At 58.3% G+C, this 15,015-nt stretch carries 10 protein-coding genes; 7 read left to right on the top strand and 3 right to left on the bottom strand.

All coding sequences use genetic code 11. The annotated features are described in order from the left end of the window. Positions 1-760 precede the first annotated feature (760 nt). Positions 761-1,063 carry a hypothetical protein gene (locus XH80_RS03645; protein ID WP_271597370.1) on the top strand — a complete coding sequence of 101 codons (303 nt, stop codon included), beginning with the start codon at positions 761-763 and terminating at the stop codon, positions 1,061-1,063. 815 nt (positions 1,064-1,878) lie between these two features. Further along, positions 1,879-2,112 (top strand): DUF6894 family protein, encoded by a 234-nt coding sequence (locus XH80_RS03640; protein ID WP_271597369.1) that lies wholly within the window; start codon positions 1,879-1,881, stop codon positions 2,110-2,112. 363 nt (positions 2,113-2,475) lie between these two features. Here the strand turns inward: XH80_RS03640 and XH80_RS03635 are convergent, their stop codons facing one another. Beyond that, complete coding sequence (locus tag XH80_RS03635) at positions 2,476-2,889, bottom strand: hypothetical protein (protein WP_271597368.1); 414 nt, start codon at positions 2,887-2,889, stop codon at positions 2,476-2,478. 20 nt (positions 2,890-2,909) lie between these two features. Beyond that, positions 2,910-3,782 (bottom strand): formylglycine-generating enzyme family protein, encoded by an 873-nt coding sequence (locus tag XH80_RS03630; RefSeq protein WP_271597367.1) that lies wholly within the window; start codon positions 3,780-3,782, stop codon positions 2,910-2,912. Between the two features lie 260 nt (positions 3,783-4,042). Here XH80_RS03630 and XH80_RS03625 point away from each other — a divergent pair, with 260 nt between their 5' ends. The 3 genes from XH80_RS03625 (at position 4,043) to XH80_RS03615 (ending at position 7,899) form a co-directional block, all read left to right on the top strand. Next, complete coding sequence (locus XH80_RS03625) at positions 4,043-4,951, top strand: DUF4399 domain-containing protein (protein WP_271597366.1); 909 nt, start codon at positions 4,043-4,045, stop codon at positions 4,949-4,951. A 7-nt stretch (positions 4,952-4,958) separates the two neighbouring features. Further along, positions 4,959-6,233 (top strand): caspase family protein, encoded by a 1,275-nt coding sequence (locus XH80_RS03620; protein ID WP_271597365.1) that lies wholly within the window; start codon positions 4,959-4,961, stop codon positions 6,231-6,233. 1,468 nt (positions 6,234-7,701) lie between these two features. Then, on the top strand, positions 7,702-7,899 hold the full coding sequence (locus XH80_RS03615; RefSeq protein WP_271597364.1) for a hypothetical protein: 198 nt from the start codon (positions 7,702-7,704) through the stop codon (positions 7,897-7,899). Positions 7,900-8,093: 194 nt separating this feature from the next. Here XH80_RS03615 and XH80_RS03610 read toward each other — a convergent pair whose 3' ends face one another. Continuing rightward, entirely contained in the window at positions 8,094-9,110 is a 1,017-nt protein-coding gene (locus tag XH80_RS03610) for a patatin-like phospholipase family protein (protein WP_271597363.1), read from the bottom strand. A gap of 303 nt (positions 9,111-9,413) precedes the next feature. On the opposite strand from XH80_RS03610, the gene XH80_RS03605 reads away from it, so the two are divergent. Both XH80_RS03605 and XH80_RS03600 read left to right on the top strand, forming a co-directional pair. Further along, positions 9,414-9,611, top strand: a complete 198-nt coding sequence (locus tag XH80_RS03605) for a bacteriocin (protein ID WP_271597362.1) — start codon at positions 9,414-9,416, stop codon at positions 9,609-9,611. Between the two features lie 1,631 nt (positions 9,612-11,242). Beyond that, the gene (locus tag XH80_RS03600) at positions 11,243-14,629 is read left to right on the top strand and encodes a protease pro-enzyme activation domain-containing protein (protein WP_271597361.1); all 3,387 of its coding nucleotides are present in this window, start codon (positions 11,243-11,245) and stop codon (positions 14,627-14,629) included. Positions 14,630-15,015 lie beyond the last annotated feature (386 nt).

Genomic DNA, 15,015 nt, shown 5'->3' with positions numbered 1-15,015 from the left:
CCGATTCATGTGGCCTGGACTCTCGCATGTCTCAAACGACTCTAGCTGTCTCAGGCACGACGCGTAAGGATCTAGCGCGGAGCCAACGCCCATCTTGCGCAACGAGCTGATCGAGCCAGTGAGACGGCCCCGAGCTCGCCATAGGGCGAAGCGTTCCACGACATTCCGAGTTCGGTGGGGGCATGGGACAAAGCCAGCCTGGCCTCGCGATTTCTGTTCGGCCGGACGTTGGCCTAGCCGCCACACCTGATTGCGAGGTCTTGGATCTAAATCGGCGTTGCAGCCACGGTCGACAACAAATATTGACCGAGCCTTGAGGTGAGACAGGAGCTTCCCGACAATTCTTGGGCGCTACTGCGAACCGGATCGGCAACTACCGCATGAAACTTGTGCGTTAACCCACCCTTTGGCGCTCCCATTGATTGAACTCTGTTCCGGGTGATGCGCGCTCACTGCTGATCTACGCTGAGAATCGAGCTTTCGATCATCTGGACAGCGGCACTACTGGCCGCGGCAAGCGCGAACGTGAACTCCGCACGCAGGCCCCCAGCGAACGAAGCGGTTGCAGAAGCGGTCGCAGCCTTGGGCGTGACGCGACCGGAATAGACACGAACTGGCGCCTCGCAGAATGAGAAACAGGTACGCTCGTTGGGCATCGACACCGGGTCGATACTGTTCGAGCGCCTTGAGTCACGGCGACCGTATCCATGAGAATTCTCGATTGAATTCGTAACCGAACACCCTCGGGAGCGGGCAAGCAGTGTTCGGGATCCGCCATTTAGTGGATAGCGCTGAAGTTCAGCTGACCGAGCTGCTGTATGACACTGGCGTTATTGCCGATAGCCACGCCAATCTGCACGGCAATGTTTTGCTCTATGACGATATTGCCGAATTGGCCGATATTGCCGACGTTACCGAAGCTGAAGAGCCCGTGATGTCCATGATGATGCCCGTGATGCCCACCACACACGGTGTCGAGTTCTGTATCGATCAGTTCGCGCATTCCACTCATGTTCCCTCCTCAGGGTTTGCAATGAACAACATGTGGCTCGAACCATACTGAGGGTTGACTTTTCGATCTGTGACGGAAATCACGCGGCCGCCGCGGCAACGCGCCCCATGGCCATCGCGAAGGTAGCCAAGCAAATGGCCGCTGCGTGTCTCAGGGGAGGCAGAGAGGCAATTCTCTCGATGTGAGCGGCGTCACGGAAGAAGCGGGTCGATCTCTTCATCCTCCGGTTCACGGGCTGTATGATTGGACCCCAAACGAGAGGCAGCGAGGAACACCGATGAACCTGAACCACTTTTTTAGTCTTATCATCTTCGCGATCGGAGCGCTGTGCTTTGTGACGTTTATGACCACCCTGAAGCCACCGCTTTATCACTCAGAGTTGGCGGCGGGTTCTATCTATGGCCGCGGGGTAACGACCTAGACTAGCCGATCAATATAGAAATGCTCGTACGGCCCTCTGTGGGTCAATGGCGGGGCAATGCCGTCCCGCCACCATTCTAGCCAAACCTCCCAGCCTTTTCCTTGCATCGCGTTTGCAAGCACTGCAACATGATGCCGCGCTCTGTTGCAATCTCTGCCGGCATGCGCCCGCTTCCAGCGGCGCCAGCCGAGCCAAACCCGACGTACGATCGACAGCTGCCGCGGAGGTTTCGGCTGCTGACAGAACAGGCACGGCTGACAACAGCCCTTGGCCTAACGCAGACGTCGGATCCATACCTTGCATATGTGGCGTGCCCGACCACGGCCCCGCGGGGCCACCAAACCGCGCAATGTGCGGGTGATCACGGACACTCTGCTCTGCGGCCTAGTACGACTCCGACATGCAGGGTCGGGCTTGCTGACCCGAATATTGCAAGGAGGCGTACATGACCCAGGTCTATTTCCATTGCTCGAACACAAAGGGGATACTGATGGATCGTCGCGGTACGTTCGTATCCGACCTAGTCGAAGCGTGTGAGGAGGCCACCCGCAGGGTGCGCTCTCTGGTCGCAGCTGCCAACCTGGAAGATTGGCGTCAGTGGGCTCTGCACGTCAGCGATGAGGCCGGCGACGAGATTTTCGTTCTGCCGTTCGCATTCGTGCTCGGCAATCCGCACTGAGAGAGTGCTATGCTGCCAGAGCTACAATCATTGATACTTCTTTGTCAGGGGGTGAACGCGGTCACGGCAGCAATCGTCCGGCGTGCCTTCGCCGGAGCGATATTCGCCGAGAGGCACTTCCGTCACAGCGCAGAGACGATCTCTAGAACAGCCTGTGGCTCCAACGGCACATTTGGGAAAGACCACGTAAAGCTCTTGCCTCCCGGAACCGTGCACTCCTCTCCAATGGAGTTTGCGGATGCGGCGGAGCGGCCAAGCCAGTCGCGGCCGCAGCAGCGTGTGTTGGCGCGGTCGCCGGTATTATAGTCGTCGCAGACAGTCGCGCGGCGAGCAAGCAGCGCTTAGGACAGGAATCGTTGCGCTCTAAAGTCGCGCGCGATCAGCCGCCTCGATCTCAACCGCTTTGCCGATCAGAAGATTGATCGGAACGTCTTGTCCCCTGCCGCAGGTCAGCTGCCCCGAACCTGATGATCCGGATGCGACGATGCGGCATCGATCCTCTTCCATGATCAATACGCCTTCCAGCCGCCCGGAGGACACTTTCAGCTGCAAACGAGCCTGCTTTTGCTCTACGCCATTGACGCTGCACAGGCCGACGTGGCGCAGCGTGACCGTCCCTGAATATTCAGTACCTGGACTCGTAACCGTTTTCGCGAGATTACCCGTTATTTCCCATTCGTGCAGATAGCCGATTTGCCCGCTGGCAGAGTAGGACTGCGCCCGGGCGGCAGGGGCTGCAGCAAACAACACCAGTATTGCTCCGACGATCGCGCGCATCGTTTCCGTCCGCGGCATGATTACGGCAACTCCCGCACGACACGAAATCCGTTGGCATAGTAGCGCACGTCAACGTCGTAGCGAAATCGCGCCGAAGATCGGACGTCGCTGGCCTTGCTGAGGAAGTTGCCCCCGCGCAGCACCCGCAGGCGGCAGTCGCCCGACGTCCAAGGCAACGCGTCCTTGGGCGCATTGCGATAGGAATCATTCCAGCAATCCTCGACCCATTCCGCAGCATTGCCAGAAGTGTCGTAGAGCCCAAATCCATTTGGCCGAAAAGAGCCCGTTGGCACGACCTGCTGCTTGATTGGACTTCCGCACCCGTCGCACTGCGCATGACCCGCGCCGGCCTCTTTGCCCCACCAGAATGGCGTTCTGGTCCCCGCGCGCGCGGCATACTCCCACTCCGCTTCGCTGGGCAGACGGTATTTCTGTCCGGTCTTCTGCGACAGCCAGGCGACGTACAGCTTCGTATCTTCCCAGCTGACGTTGATAACCGGACGGTCACCGCGACCCCAGCCGTGATCCTCGGGACGCACTTTGCAGGCGCCAGCATCGGCACACGAGTCCCACTGCGCGAACGTCACCTCGCGGCGCCCGATCGCGAAGGGCTTGCGAATGCTGATCAGGTGCTCGGGCTTCTCATAGGGCGTGTCATTGGATCCCATCACAAAGTCTGCCGGAGGCACAACCACGAGCTCAGGGCAATTATCGCAATCGCGAAACAACTCTCCAGGATCCAGACTGGCGCCCTGTTGTTGAGCTACTCTGGTGTCGGATGGCGCGGATGATGGGTCGCCAGGTGGGCCGCTGCTTAACCCTCGCTGGGCAATTGCCGCACTACTTGCAAATAGTGCTGTGAGAAAAATCACAGACAAGACGGCGGATTTCATCTTCTGATCTCCGGTCGGCTCAAACGATCAGGAGTATGCATACGTCACATTCAATGCCGCATAGAATGCTTCATTCGGCTGCGACCGGCAAGGCGACAGTCGCCCCGCTCGATTGTGGTTTACATTGGCGAGCAAAGGGTTATCGTTTCATCCCCGTTCTGTATGGCGATAGGACGGGCCTATTATCGATAGTTGCAGCTATTTCAGATTCCCGCGGCTCTTGCGGTCCAGATTGTGGTCTATCCATTGGGAAGATTGCGATGATGCAACGTTTGCTCATAGCGGTTCTGGTTCCATTTATTGGCGGCTTGATGCACTGGCACGCCGCACAGGCTCAAGCCCAGACGAGCGGCCCAACGCCCTCGCCGCCCGGGGCGGCCGTCTATTTCATCGGCTTGAAGGATGGCGACACACTGCCAAGCAAGACTACTCTACACTTTGGCCTGCACGGCATGGGCGTAGCCCCGGCAGGTTCGGACCGCGCCAACAGTGGTCACCATCATTTGATCGTCGACTCGCCAACGCCCGCGCTGGATGCTGAAATTCCTAACGACTTCCAGCACCTCCATTTCGGGGCTGGACAGACCGAGGCAGAGATTTCGCTGCCCCCCGGTGAGCACACTTTGCAGCTGGTGTTCGCCGACAAGAATCACGTCCCGCATTCGCCGCCGGTGATCTCCGAGCGGATCAAGGTCAAGGTTACTGACCAAACCGGGCCGGCGGTGGCGCAGGCCACCCCTGCGGGGGGTGGACGTCGTTCCTCGCCGAAGGACGCGAAGGTCTATTTCATCTATCCAAAGAACGGCTCCTATATTTCTCCGAACCCGGTTATCCGCTTCGGTTTGTTGAACATGGGCGTGGCGCCGGCGGGCTTCGACAAACCCAACACGGGACATCATCATTTGCTCGTGGATGCCGAGTTGCCTCCACTCGACCAACCAATCCCAAGCGACTTCAACCACCTGCACTTCGGCGCTGGCCAGACCGAAGCGAAGATCATGCTCCCGATCGGCCAGCACAAGCTGCGCCTTCTGTTCGCCGACTATACCCACGTGCCGCATGATCCAGCGGTGTTCTCAGATGTCATCAACGTCACTGTGACGGAGAACGGCCAGCCGCCGAAAAAGCGTAAGCAGCGCCATCGCTCTTGGCGGAGTTACGGATATTGATGCAACGATGAAACCGCGCCGGCTCTTGATCTACGTCCTCTGCCTCGTCATCAGCGCGATGTTCGCCGATGGGGCCGCAGCGGAGCGTCGGGTCGCGCTGGTGGTCGGAATCTCCTCCTATACGAACGCACCGCCGCTGCCCAACACCGGCAACGACTCCAAAGCGATCGCAACGCTGTTCAAGTCTATCGGTTTCGACGTCGTCATTGCACGCAACGATCTCGGTGTCGTCGACTTCAAACGCACTGTGCGCGAGTTCCTGATTACTGCAGAGAATGCCGATGTGGCAGTGGTCTATTACGCCGGCCACGGCATCGAGATCGGCGGCATGAATTATCTAATACCGATGGATGCCAAGCTGAGCCACGACTACGACGTCGACGACGAGGCTATCGCGCTCGATCGCATCATCTGGGCGCTGCAACCGGTACGCCGCCTGCGTTTGATACTGCTCGACGCATGCCGCGACAACCCTTTTGCGGCCAAGTTGCGGTCCGCAAGCCGCTCGCCGACAAGAGGCGGTCTCGCGAAGCTTGATGAAATCAGCGCCGACACGCTGGTGGCCTTCGCGGCGAAGGCAGGCTCGATTTCCTATGACGGCGACGGCGTGAACAGCCCGTATGCAACCGCGCTGATCCGGCACCTTGCCGAGCCCGGTGTCGACATTCGGATCGCGCTAGGCCGCGTGCGCGATGAGGTCATCACCATGACCGGTGGACGGCAGGAGCCGTTCATCTATGGTTCTCTCGGCGGCGCCACTATCGCCCTGGTGCCGCAGTTTGTTACAACAAATGTACCGCCGGTGCCGCCGCCCGCTCCGCCGGTTTCGGTGCCCGCGTTACCTAAGCCGGTCGTTGTCAATCCAGCGCCTCCAAGCGCGCCGCTTCCCGCGCAGCCGCCCTCCGAAACCACGGACCCCTGTGTCCGCGACGAAGCGAGGCTGGCACGTCTGCGCGCCACCCCTGTGCCGAACGAGATCATCAACTTCCAACGCGAGGTCGCTTGCACGCGGCTGCGTCCACAGATACAGCGTCTATTTGAGAGTATTGTTAGCACTGGCGCTTTGCCTTCTGATGGAAATGCGGCGCCCCAAGCGGCTGCGAAGCAGCAGGTACGAAATGAGGATGTCCGCTCCGAAGATACCTGCACCCGCGACATGGCGCGGTTGCAGAGCCTGCGCGCTGAACCTACACTTCCGGCGATCACCAATTTCGAGAGGGAATTGAGTTGCGAACGGCTCCGGTCGCAGCTCCGCCGATTACGTGAGAGCGTCGCTCCTTGATCTCGCCTGGACACTTGTGTCGGGACATTTCACGATTAAATCTCGACACAACAATAGCCATCCAACGGTGACCGGATCGGAACGCTCGCCAGACGCGCTCTAACGAGTGAGCCGAGTGGTTCCACGCGAAGGCACCTGCCAATCCTCAAGCATCAGACAGCATCCGCTCGAGTGCGTCGCTTGAGATCAGCTGCGTTCGAAGACTTTGGCACCAGGGTAAATTCGCCGGGCGTACGTAACGACCCGCTCCCGGTCCTGTGTCTCAAGGAAAGGTGTTCGGAGCAGGCATGACCCGACGACGACGTGCCACAGGCCATTAAGTCTTTGAATCACGACGTTCATAGGGTGTTCCCTCGAAGAACAGCAAACTCTGATAGACGCGACAATCCTATAAGTCGTGCGTCAGGGCCGTGATCATGGTCACATGTTGCAAAAAGCCGGGTGCTTGTTCGCTGCCTTGCGGCGCGATAGCTAAGTCCCAGCGAAAGCCGCTGAGCCGTTGATCGCTGGCGAGCGTCCGAATCCGCTAAACATGTACGCGTCGATTTGTGCAGCATAAGCGCCGAGAGTGCCGGCCAAGAGCACCGACCTCACCGCCGTCCTAGTGCTATAAGTCATGAGCCAATTCACTCCTCGAAGTTCCAGTGACGCGCATCACGGTCATTGACCTTGGGATCGGCTATCCCGGGCGTGAGTTGGAAAGCACGCTGCTGAGCCAACCGTCACCATCCATTGAACCTCGGAGGTTAAATGACTCGGATTAGGATTTCCCATAGCTGGCAGACCATTCGCGGTGCGCGTATCCGTATCGTCCACCGGCGTAAGGTTGCGGTTGAGTCGGTTGCAAGCATTCTCCGATCTGCATATCAGGGGATGCCTACGTTCGCCGACGAAAGGCCCACCACACAGGTGAAGGTGTCGCCGGCATCGTGACGCCATCCTGCTAGCGGGGGCGACGGCAGTTGGGCCGCTTCGGTAGGGCGGCCTCCTTTGTTTCCGTTTGCCGCAGCATTCGACGGTGGCAGCCGTGGGCAATGCTTCTTGCGGTGAGATCGGCGCCCCTTCCCATTCGACGGGCCTTCGTTTGCGAGGACGATTGCTCCCATATTTGTCTCCAGTGCTGCCCCAGCCAGCCGCTTTCGTTGTTGCCTTCGTCGCGACGATCCCCGCCGGACACGAGAGAAGACCAAGTTGTTCGTCGATTCTATTTCAATAGATCAGGACACCGCTCGCGATCCTCAGGTAAACTTGCCACAAGACGCCAACGGCCTCGAGCCTGCGGCTCCGATGTACAGTGTTTCTCCACCGGGTCAGCGGGCTATGACCAGAGATAGACCTCACGCGGGCGGCTGCGCGTCTTTGCTTTATTGGCACCCTCCGCATCGGTCGCCTCAGGCCTTCCACGGCGTCATAGGCTTTGCGTGTACAGAAATCTGGGGAACAAAAAGTTCAAACACAGGAGGCCGGAATGAGTTTTTCTTTTGCAGGCTGGGATATTATCGGATGGGATAGCCTCACCCCACAGGGCATTCGGCTAGGCATCGCGACCATCCTTGCGCTCGTAGCGGTGGGCCGCCCCGGACCGTCGGTCTTTGAGCTTTTTGCTGGCCTAATCTGCATCCTGGGTGCCGGCCTCATGGTGGCACAGGCGATCTCGCTTGGTTGACTCGCAGGTCTGCTTGGGACACCCACCGGAATGACGTTACGAATCTTATCAGCGAGCGTAGGTGGTTGCGCCTCCACGATCAAGAACATGGAAGCTCTCGGCGTAGCGAACACCTGCGCGAGGCCGTCTACCCTCGGCTAACGCCTAGGCGCTAGTTTTGGGGTTGGCCTGTATTGCCGCACTAATCTAGCGCGCTACAAGTATCTGCCGTGAATGTCGATGGTCGAACGCACACCGATATGGCAATAATTTGCGGCTAACCACTCCTCAGCGCAGGTACGGCCTACGTCGCGCAGATAGGTGAGAAACTCCCAGTCTGCATTGAACTTGGAGGCGACGCCCAGATCTTTCATGAACGACTCCGCCTCTATGGCATGAATCAGCATCGTCTTTATCTCGTCGCGCAGCGCGCCTCTGCTGACGAGCTTGTTGGCGAAGGCAATTGCTCGCATCTCGCGCATCAGCGACGAATTGAAGCTAATTTCGTTCAATCGATTTAGTATATCGCTCGCCGTGCGAGGAATTTCCCCACGCACAATTGGATTGATGTGAATAACAATGACGTCTGTGGATTCGCAACCATAGATCAACGGGAAGATTGCTGGGTTGCCCATGTAACCGCCATCCCAATAGGCTTCGCCATCGATTTCGATAGACTGAAAGAGCTGCGGAAGGCACCCGGAAGCGAGAACGGCCGAGACGGTGAGTTCATGGTTCTCAAAGATCTTCACCTTTCCAGTGCGGACGTTTGTCGCACAAAGGAACAGCTTGACGACATTCTCCCTGCGCAGCCGGTCGAAATCGATGGTCTTCTCGAGCACGTCCCGCAACGGGTTGTAGTTCAACGGGTTAAACTGATAAGGTGACAAGAGTCGTGTCATCATGTCGAAGAACACGAAGGCCGGCGATCTCTCGAGCGAGCGATTTTGCGACAGACGATCAAAAATGGACGGCTGCAGCGGTCCCCAGGCCGCAGCTTCACTGATGCGGCGCCAATACTCGGCGAGAGAGAGTTTTGCGCCTTCGCGGCCGCCTATCGTGAGGCCGTACGCCATGACCGTGCCGTTCATGGCGCCAGCGCTGGTAGCGCAGATCCCCTCAAACGATATCCGCTCATCTTCGAGCAGGCGATCCAAAACGCCCCAGGTGAAGGCGCCATGCGCACCGCCACCCTGTAAAGCAAGGTTGACTGTTTTGCTTGCTATACCCATCAGCGCTTACCGACCACGCTGTGTGCCACCGCTGGGGCGCCTAGCAGCGTAATGAACTCGCAGCGTTTCACCGTGCAGTCCCTCCACTCCTTTCGAGTGAGGATATCACACGGCGATACGGCAGTAGACGGCCCGGTGCGAGATTTCGGGTCGGGCTATGACCGATGTGGGTCATCAGCGTCGATTGCGCCGCCTCGCTCTGGAGTGTGTGACCTTCGTCACTGCGCAGATTAATTATGCAGTCTAAACCTGCGACATGAGATTGAACGGGGAGCAACCCCTCATGAACCAGGGAGAATGAACATGACGCAGCTTGCGCGAATCGAAATTCTCAAACTGTCGATCGATGAGCTCGACCAGATCAGCGGCGGAATGTCCGTACCCACGAATGAAGCGCAGATCATTGCGGGCATTAAGGCTAAAAACTTTGCGTCTGGCAGCATCTTTACTGGAAACAGTTCCTTTGGAGACACAATAGACAACAACAACAACCTCCCGTGAGAAACAAGAGGCCGCCTTGGTAGGCGGCCTCTTCCATTCGTCAGGACGATGTGTCGTGAGCCGCTGATGGCATGCCCATCGCATGCTGGACCACCCGTAAATTTCCCAAGTTCTGACTGCTTGGCACGCTGGTTAACTGGTCGCCGCCTGAGCGCCGCATCATGAAAACACCGAAGCCAAAGCAATGGGCCGAGCAGGAGGTCCAACGATTCATTGGACTGGCGCGGCAGGGCGCATCGAAGATAGCCGCTGAACTTGGCTGCCACGCCGGATCGGTGAGGCGCATGGCGCGAACGTTGGGACTGCGGTTGAAGAAGTAGCCATCCGAATGCGCCGGAGAAGGTGATGAGCTGGATGATACACCAGACCTTCGGCCAGGCCGCCATAAGAAGATCATCCTCGCACACCATGCTGCGCTGCGAACCTAAGCCCAGCCGCGTCGTCCGTCGTTCTACGGCCGTTGCGCATCCGCGATCTTTGGCATTTACTTGAGATTCATTTAACGATCAGATTTCGATGAGGGACCGTGACCGGGAACATGCCCGGATCGAAGGCTTCAAAGACGCAGCGATGTTTCATGTGCAAAGTCCCGTGGGGCTTTGCGAACAATCAGCGCATTTGATCTGGAGATGTGGAAGAGGTGTGGGCGACGCCTTAATCGCGATTGGCCCGAACCAGTTATTCCAGTTCTTCACCTTAGCTGAGAAACCGTATTCCACGCGGTGCCGTAATCCTTAACGGTGTATACGACGGGCTCACCGTAGAAGTCTCCCGTCCTCGTGAAGCCACCGCTCACCGTCTCCAACTCTTTGTCGCCCAAGGGATGCCCAACTCTTTATTTTTAGGCAGGCTCATTATCTCCTGTTGCTGATGACGGCCATACGTTGCCGGTCGCGCATCAGTCGGCAAAGAAGCGTCACGGTCTGTGATTGCCCTCACCTTTTCGGTTCCTTTCGGAGCTCTGGCTCGGCCGGCACCAATGCAATACCGGCCGAGCCTTACGGCCGATCGAGGCCGCGTACAAATTAAGCGGCTGGCCGCTGGAGGTCCGCTCAACTCCTAACACCGGCGGGACAGCGGACATCTCCCGAGGTCGCTGATGGCACAAAAGCGGCCCTGAACGGAAAATACCGAGTGTCGTAAAAGCAGACTCGTCCGTCCTCATCCGCTGCGCCATGCTGATAGCCAGTAACTTCGAGGATCAGAATCAAGGTACTGTTTGCTTCCGGATGGCCGCACAAATCCGGTCGACTCTTCGGAGGGTACATCATTGGCTCCGGCCTCCGACCGTTCACACCGAGCGCGTGCGAATGCCTCTCCGAACTCGATCATGGTAACCTCGCCACCCTGATCTTCCGGAGTTGCTTCAGAAGCAGAGCTAGAATGACAACTTGGCTCATCGGCAATGGGAAGCAAGCTGTGCTGGACGGCTACCTTTCCGAAGGGCCGAGGAATCGAAACTACCGGCGAGGCACGAACGCCGCGCGAAGCAGGAAGCTTCGCTTCGCAGAAAAATCTGCGATAAGTTGAAGGACTAGGCCTTACAACTTTGAGATTGCCAATCGCGGCTCGACCCGATAGCTTATCTTTACCAGCGCGCACTGAATGTTCCTGGTTTGGGGAGACCCACCATGCTGCGTTTTGTCGCGTTGCTCGCATTGGGAATCTGCTGCGGTTGTCCCAGCTTTGGTTTGCAACCGGACTTCGCGCGAGCTGCAACCGAGCAGGCCGAGCTGCCCAATCTCCCCAAGCCAGCCCCGAATACCTATCCTGCTCCTATTCCGAACCCACAGGACATCCCTCCACACCGCGAGCAAAGCTGCTCAGACCGCGATCAGCCATCAGAGCGATGCGCAAGACGAGCGGAGTGCCATTGCGGTGACCAATGCCGCCACAATCCCTGCGAGATCAGGTGCGAGCCCGAGCAGACCTGCCGGGATCATTGTGAGAGGGGTTACGAGTGCAAGCCGGACGAGGAGGACAGGTGCCTTCACGACCAGCGCGGGCACGCAAAGACTGCCACGCTCCCGGCTGACGGAAAGCTCAGCCTTGAACATTTCGTGCTTTACGCCGATCGAAACCTCAATTTGGGGGAATGTAGCCGCGTTGAGGGTGGCGATCTGGGGGTCAGATCTTTCGCCGAGACGCCGGACCCTCAACTCCGTATCGGTAACAAAGCCTGGATTGATCCAGGGCACATCATTGCCGCCAGTTCAGTCGGCCTCGGCGAGTCCGTCACCTTTGGATTGGTCGCAGCTTCGCGCTTTCAGGACAACGGGATAACGCTGGCACCTGCAGCGGCCTTTCCCGCAGCCGGGATGCCGCCACTTCCACTCGCCCATGGCGGTGGCTCAAAGCCGGACATTGCAGTCAAGCAGGATCAGGCCTTGGCTTTGCTGCCTGGTGAGTACGGGACCCTCCATATTGAGGGCGCGGTAGTTCTCAACCCAGGCGAATATCGCGTCAGAAATGTCCGGGTCGGTGACGGAGGGCGATTGCTTGCCGTGGTCGGTGGCGTTCGTGTTGCAATCGCCGAAACCCTGTCGGTTGGTCGCCGAGGCGCGATCCGTTCTGATTTCGACCTTTCGGCTCAGCATTTCCAAATCACCATTGCGGGTGAAGATGTAAGTGGGACGCCTGCAGCTTCCTTTGGGGAGGCCAGTTCGGTGCGCGCACTCGTCGTTGCGCCTCATGGCTCGATGCACTTCGCTGATCACGTCAGAGCAAGGGGCGCCTTCGCGGCATTCGCCATCGCCGCCGGCGAGCATGTCCAGGTCAACTTCGAGGATGGCCTCGCGGGTCCGGCTTTCAGCGGACACGGCTCTCAGCAGTTGTCTGGCTATTTTATTCCGCCGATCCGTGACGCAGCGCTGCTCGGGCCCGTGCCCCGTACTGAGACGATCACGTTAGGGATCGGCTTGCCGTCGCCGGATCCTGCTGCCATGCGTCAAGGGGCACACAACGTCTCAGACCCGGCAAATCCTTCCTTCCGGAAGTACCTGACTCCGAACCAGTTCACAGTTACTTACGGAGCAACCCAGCCGGACTATCAAGCTGTCCTGGATTGGGCAACCGCGCATGGTTTGGCTGTCGCGAAGACGTACCCGAACCGGCTGTTCGTGACGGTGAGCGGTCCAGCAGCACTGGTCGAGGAGGCTCTCTACATTGGCTTGAACCTCCGTCGCCGGCCCGATGGGACGGCCTTCTATGCGACCGACCGGGATCCGTCACTCGATCTGAATACCAAGCTGCTTTGGATCAGCGGGCTCGACAATCGGATTATCGCAACCCCAGGTCAGGGCACCGGACCGGGTGGCAGGTTCAGGGGGAGCGATTTAAGGGCGGCCTACGCCTCTTGTACAAACCTGACCGGAGCCGGACAGAGCGTGGGTCTGTTCGAACTGGACGGCTTCACCGCTGCCGATATTCCTGCCTATGAGTGCACGTTCGGGAGTGCCACGTGCAATGCTGCGGGCCAGCCAACCTCGCCGGTGCCAAACATCGCTACGACATTACTCGACGGAGCAACCGGCGCGCCAGCTACGGTGCTCGGCAGCAGCGAAGTGACGTTAGACATTCAGATGGCAATTGGGGTTGCCCCTGGTCTGGCCTCCGTCCAAGTGTTTGAAGCACCAAATACCGGCAATGCCACCTTCCATAACGACATCCTGAATTCCATGGCGACAACACTGCCGCTGATCAATCAGCTCAGCAGTTCGTGGTTTTTCAGCACCGACGCAAATTCGCAGCAGGCGCTCTATCAGCTTGCTCTGCAAGGACAGACCTTCTTGCAAGCTTCGGGGGATGAAGGGGCCGTTTCCTGGTCGACAGATCCCGGTGATATTCGCTCCTTGGATGCTGTGACCGTGGTGGGCGGGACGACTCTTACCCTCAATACGCCGGCCGGCCTCCCGGTCACGTATCAGTCGGAGACAACCTGGAACACGAACGGCCAGGGGGCGAGTGGCGGGGGGATCGCGGCGAATACGAACATTCCATCTTACCAAGTCGGGATAGACATGTCGAAAAATGGCGGATCGACCACCAAGCGCAACCTGCCCGATGTCGCCGCTGTCGGAGCTAACCTCGGCGTCGTGTTCACCAATCCAACTACGGGTACGCAGGCCAATGCCGGCTTCATTGGAACGAGCGCGGCCGCGCCCATTTGGGCAGGTCTCATCGCCATCGTGAACCAAATTTCGGCCTCGACACCAACGGGCGCAGGTCGGGTTGGAAATGCGAATGCGTTTCTTTATTCGTTGGCTAAAAACGCGACGGCTTACCCGTTGAGCTTCAACGATATTGCAAGTGGGAACAGCAACGGATCCTGCTCGGGCTCGGCAGGAGTATCCTCCGCGGTTTGCGTTGGCTCGATCCCCAATCCAATTCCCGGCTTGCCGCGCATCGTGCGCAACACCTGGACCCAGAGTGCAGGTAATTTCTCGGCGGTGGCCGGTTATGATCTGGCAACCGGCCTTGGCACGCCCAAATGCGCCCTCTTGAACGAATTGGCGACCGGATCGACCAGCGCAATCCCTGCATCGCCAGTTAACATCACGTACCACCAGACTGGGGCTTGTAATGGGTTTGCCAAAAGTGGCGGCGGAATCGTCAATGCAGGTCCCAACGCTGCGTTCGTGGTGTTTGGGATAGAGAAGCTCGACAACACTGGCGGAAATGCCGCCTTCGCTTTTGACCCCAGTAAGCTCTACGTTCAGCAAAGCATCCAAGAGTTCGTCGACCCTAATTTGTCGATCTACTCCGAAGTATTCGGTCCATTTGCAGCGGTGCCAACAAGTGTCGCCAAAGGTCAAACTCTCAAATTCAATCCGGTTGCACAAAGCGCCCTGGTGGTTTCGACAACCAATGCTGATGGCTCGACGGAAGCCAACCAGACTGGTTATTTTCTCAAATATAATGGCGCGCCTACTGACCCGACGGTGACACTCACGAAATCCGATGCTTCCCGGACGTCTTGGCCGAATACGCAAGACTGCAAGACAATCACGCTTCAATAGGTGGTCTGCAACTCCTACTGCCTGTTCTACCTTATCTTCTCTCATGACTTCCGTAGCGAACCCGGGCAATCGGGCCTGCTGGACGGAAGTTCGAGCTCCAAAGATATTCCGATGGTTCGTAACCGCCGCGTATTGTGGCCATGCGACCTGTCACAAAGGACGGCATGTCCGTTCTGGCGTAAGCGCAAAGCGGGAACCCTTGCATCGGGACTGGAATAGCTGTGCGAAGAAGCCTCTGGTTGGGACGGAGGCTTCGGATGGGATTGGACAGCAAAAAGGACGTCTATTTGGACGGCTCATCGGCGGGGTCGGTGAGCCGGCTGGAGATCCTCGAAGGGCCGTCAGGACGTCGTGTGCGGTCGGAAGCTGAGAGAGCTCGGATCGCC

The organism is Bradyrhizobium sp. CCBAU 45384 (assembly GCF_028128665.1).
GTDB lineage: Bacteria > Pseudomonadota > Alphaproteobacteria > Rhizobiales > Xanthobacteraceae > Bradyrhizobium > Bradyrhizobium manausense.
This window is presented reverse-complemented; position numbering and strand designations above follow the sequence as displayed.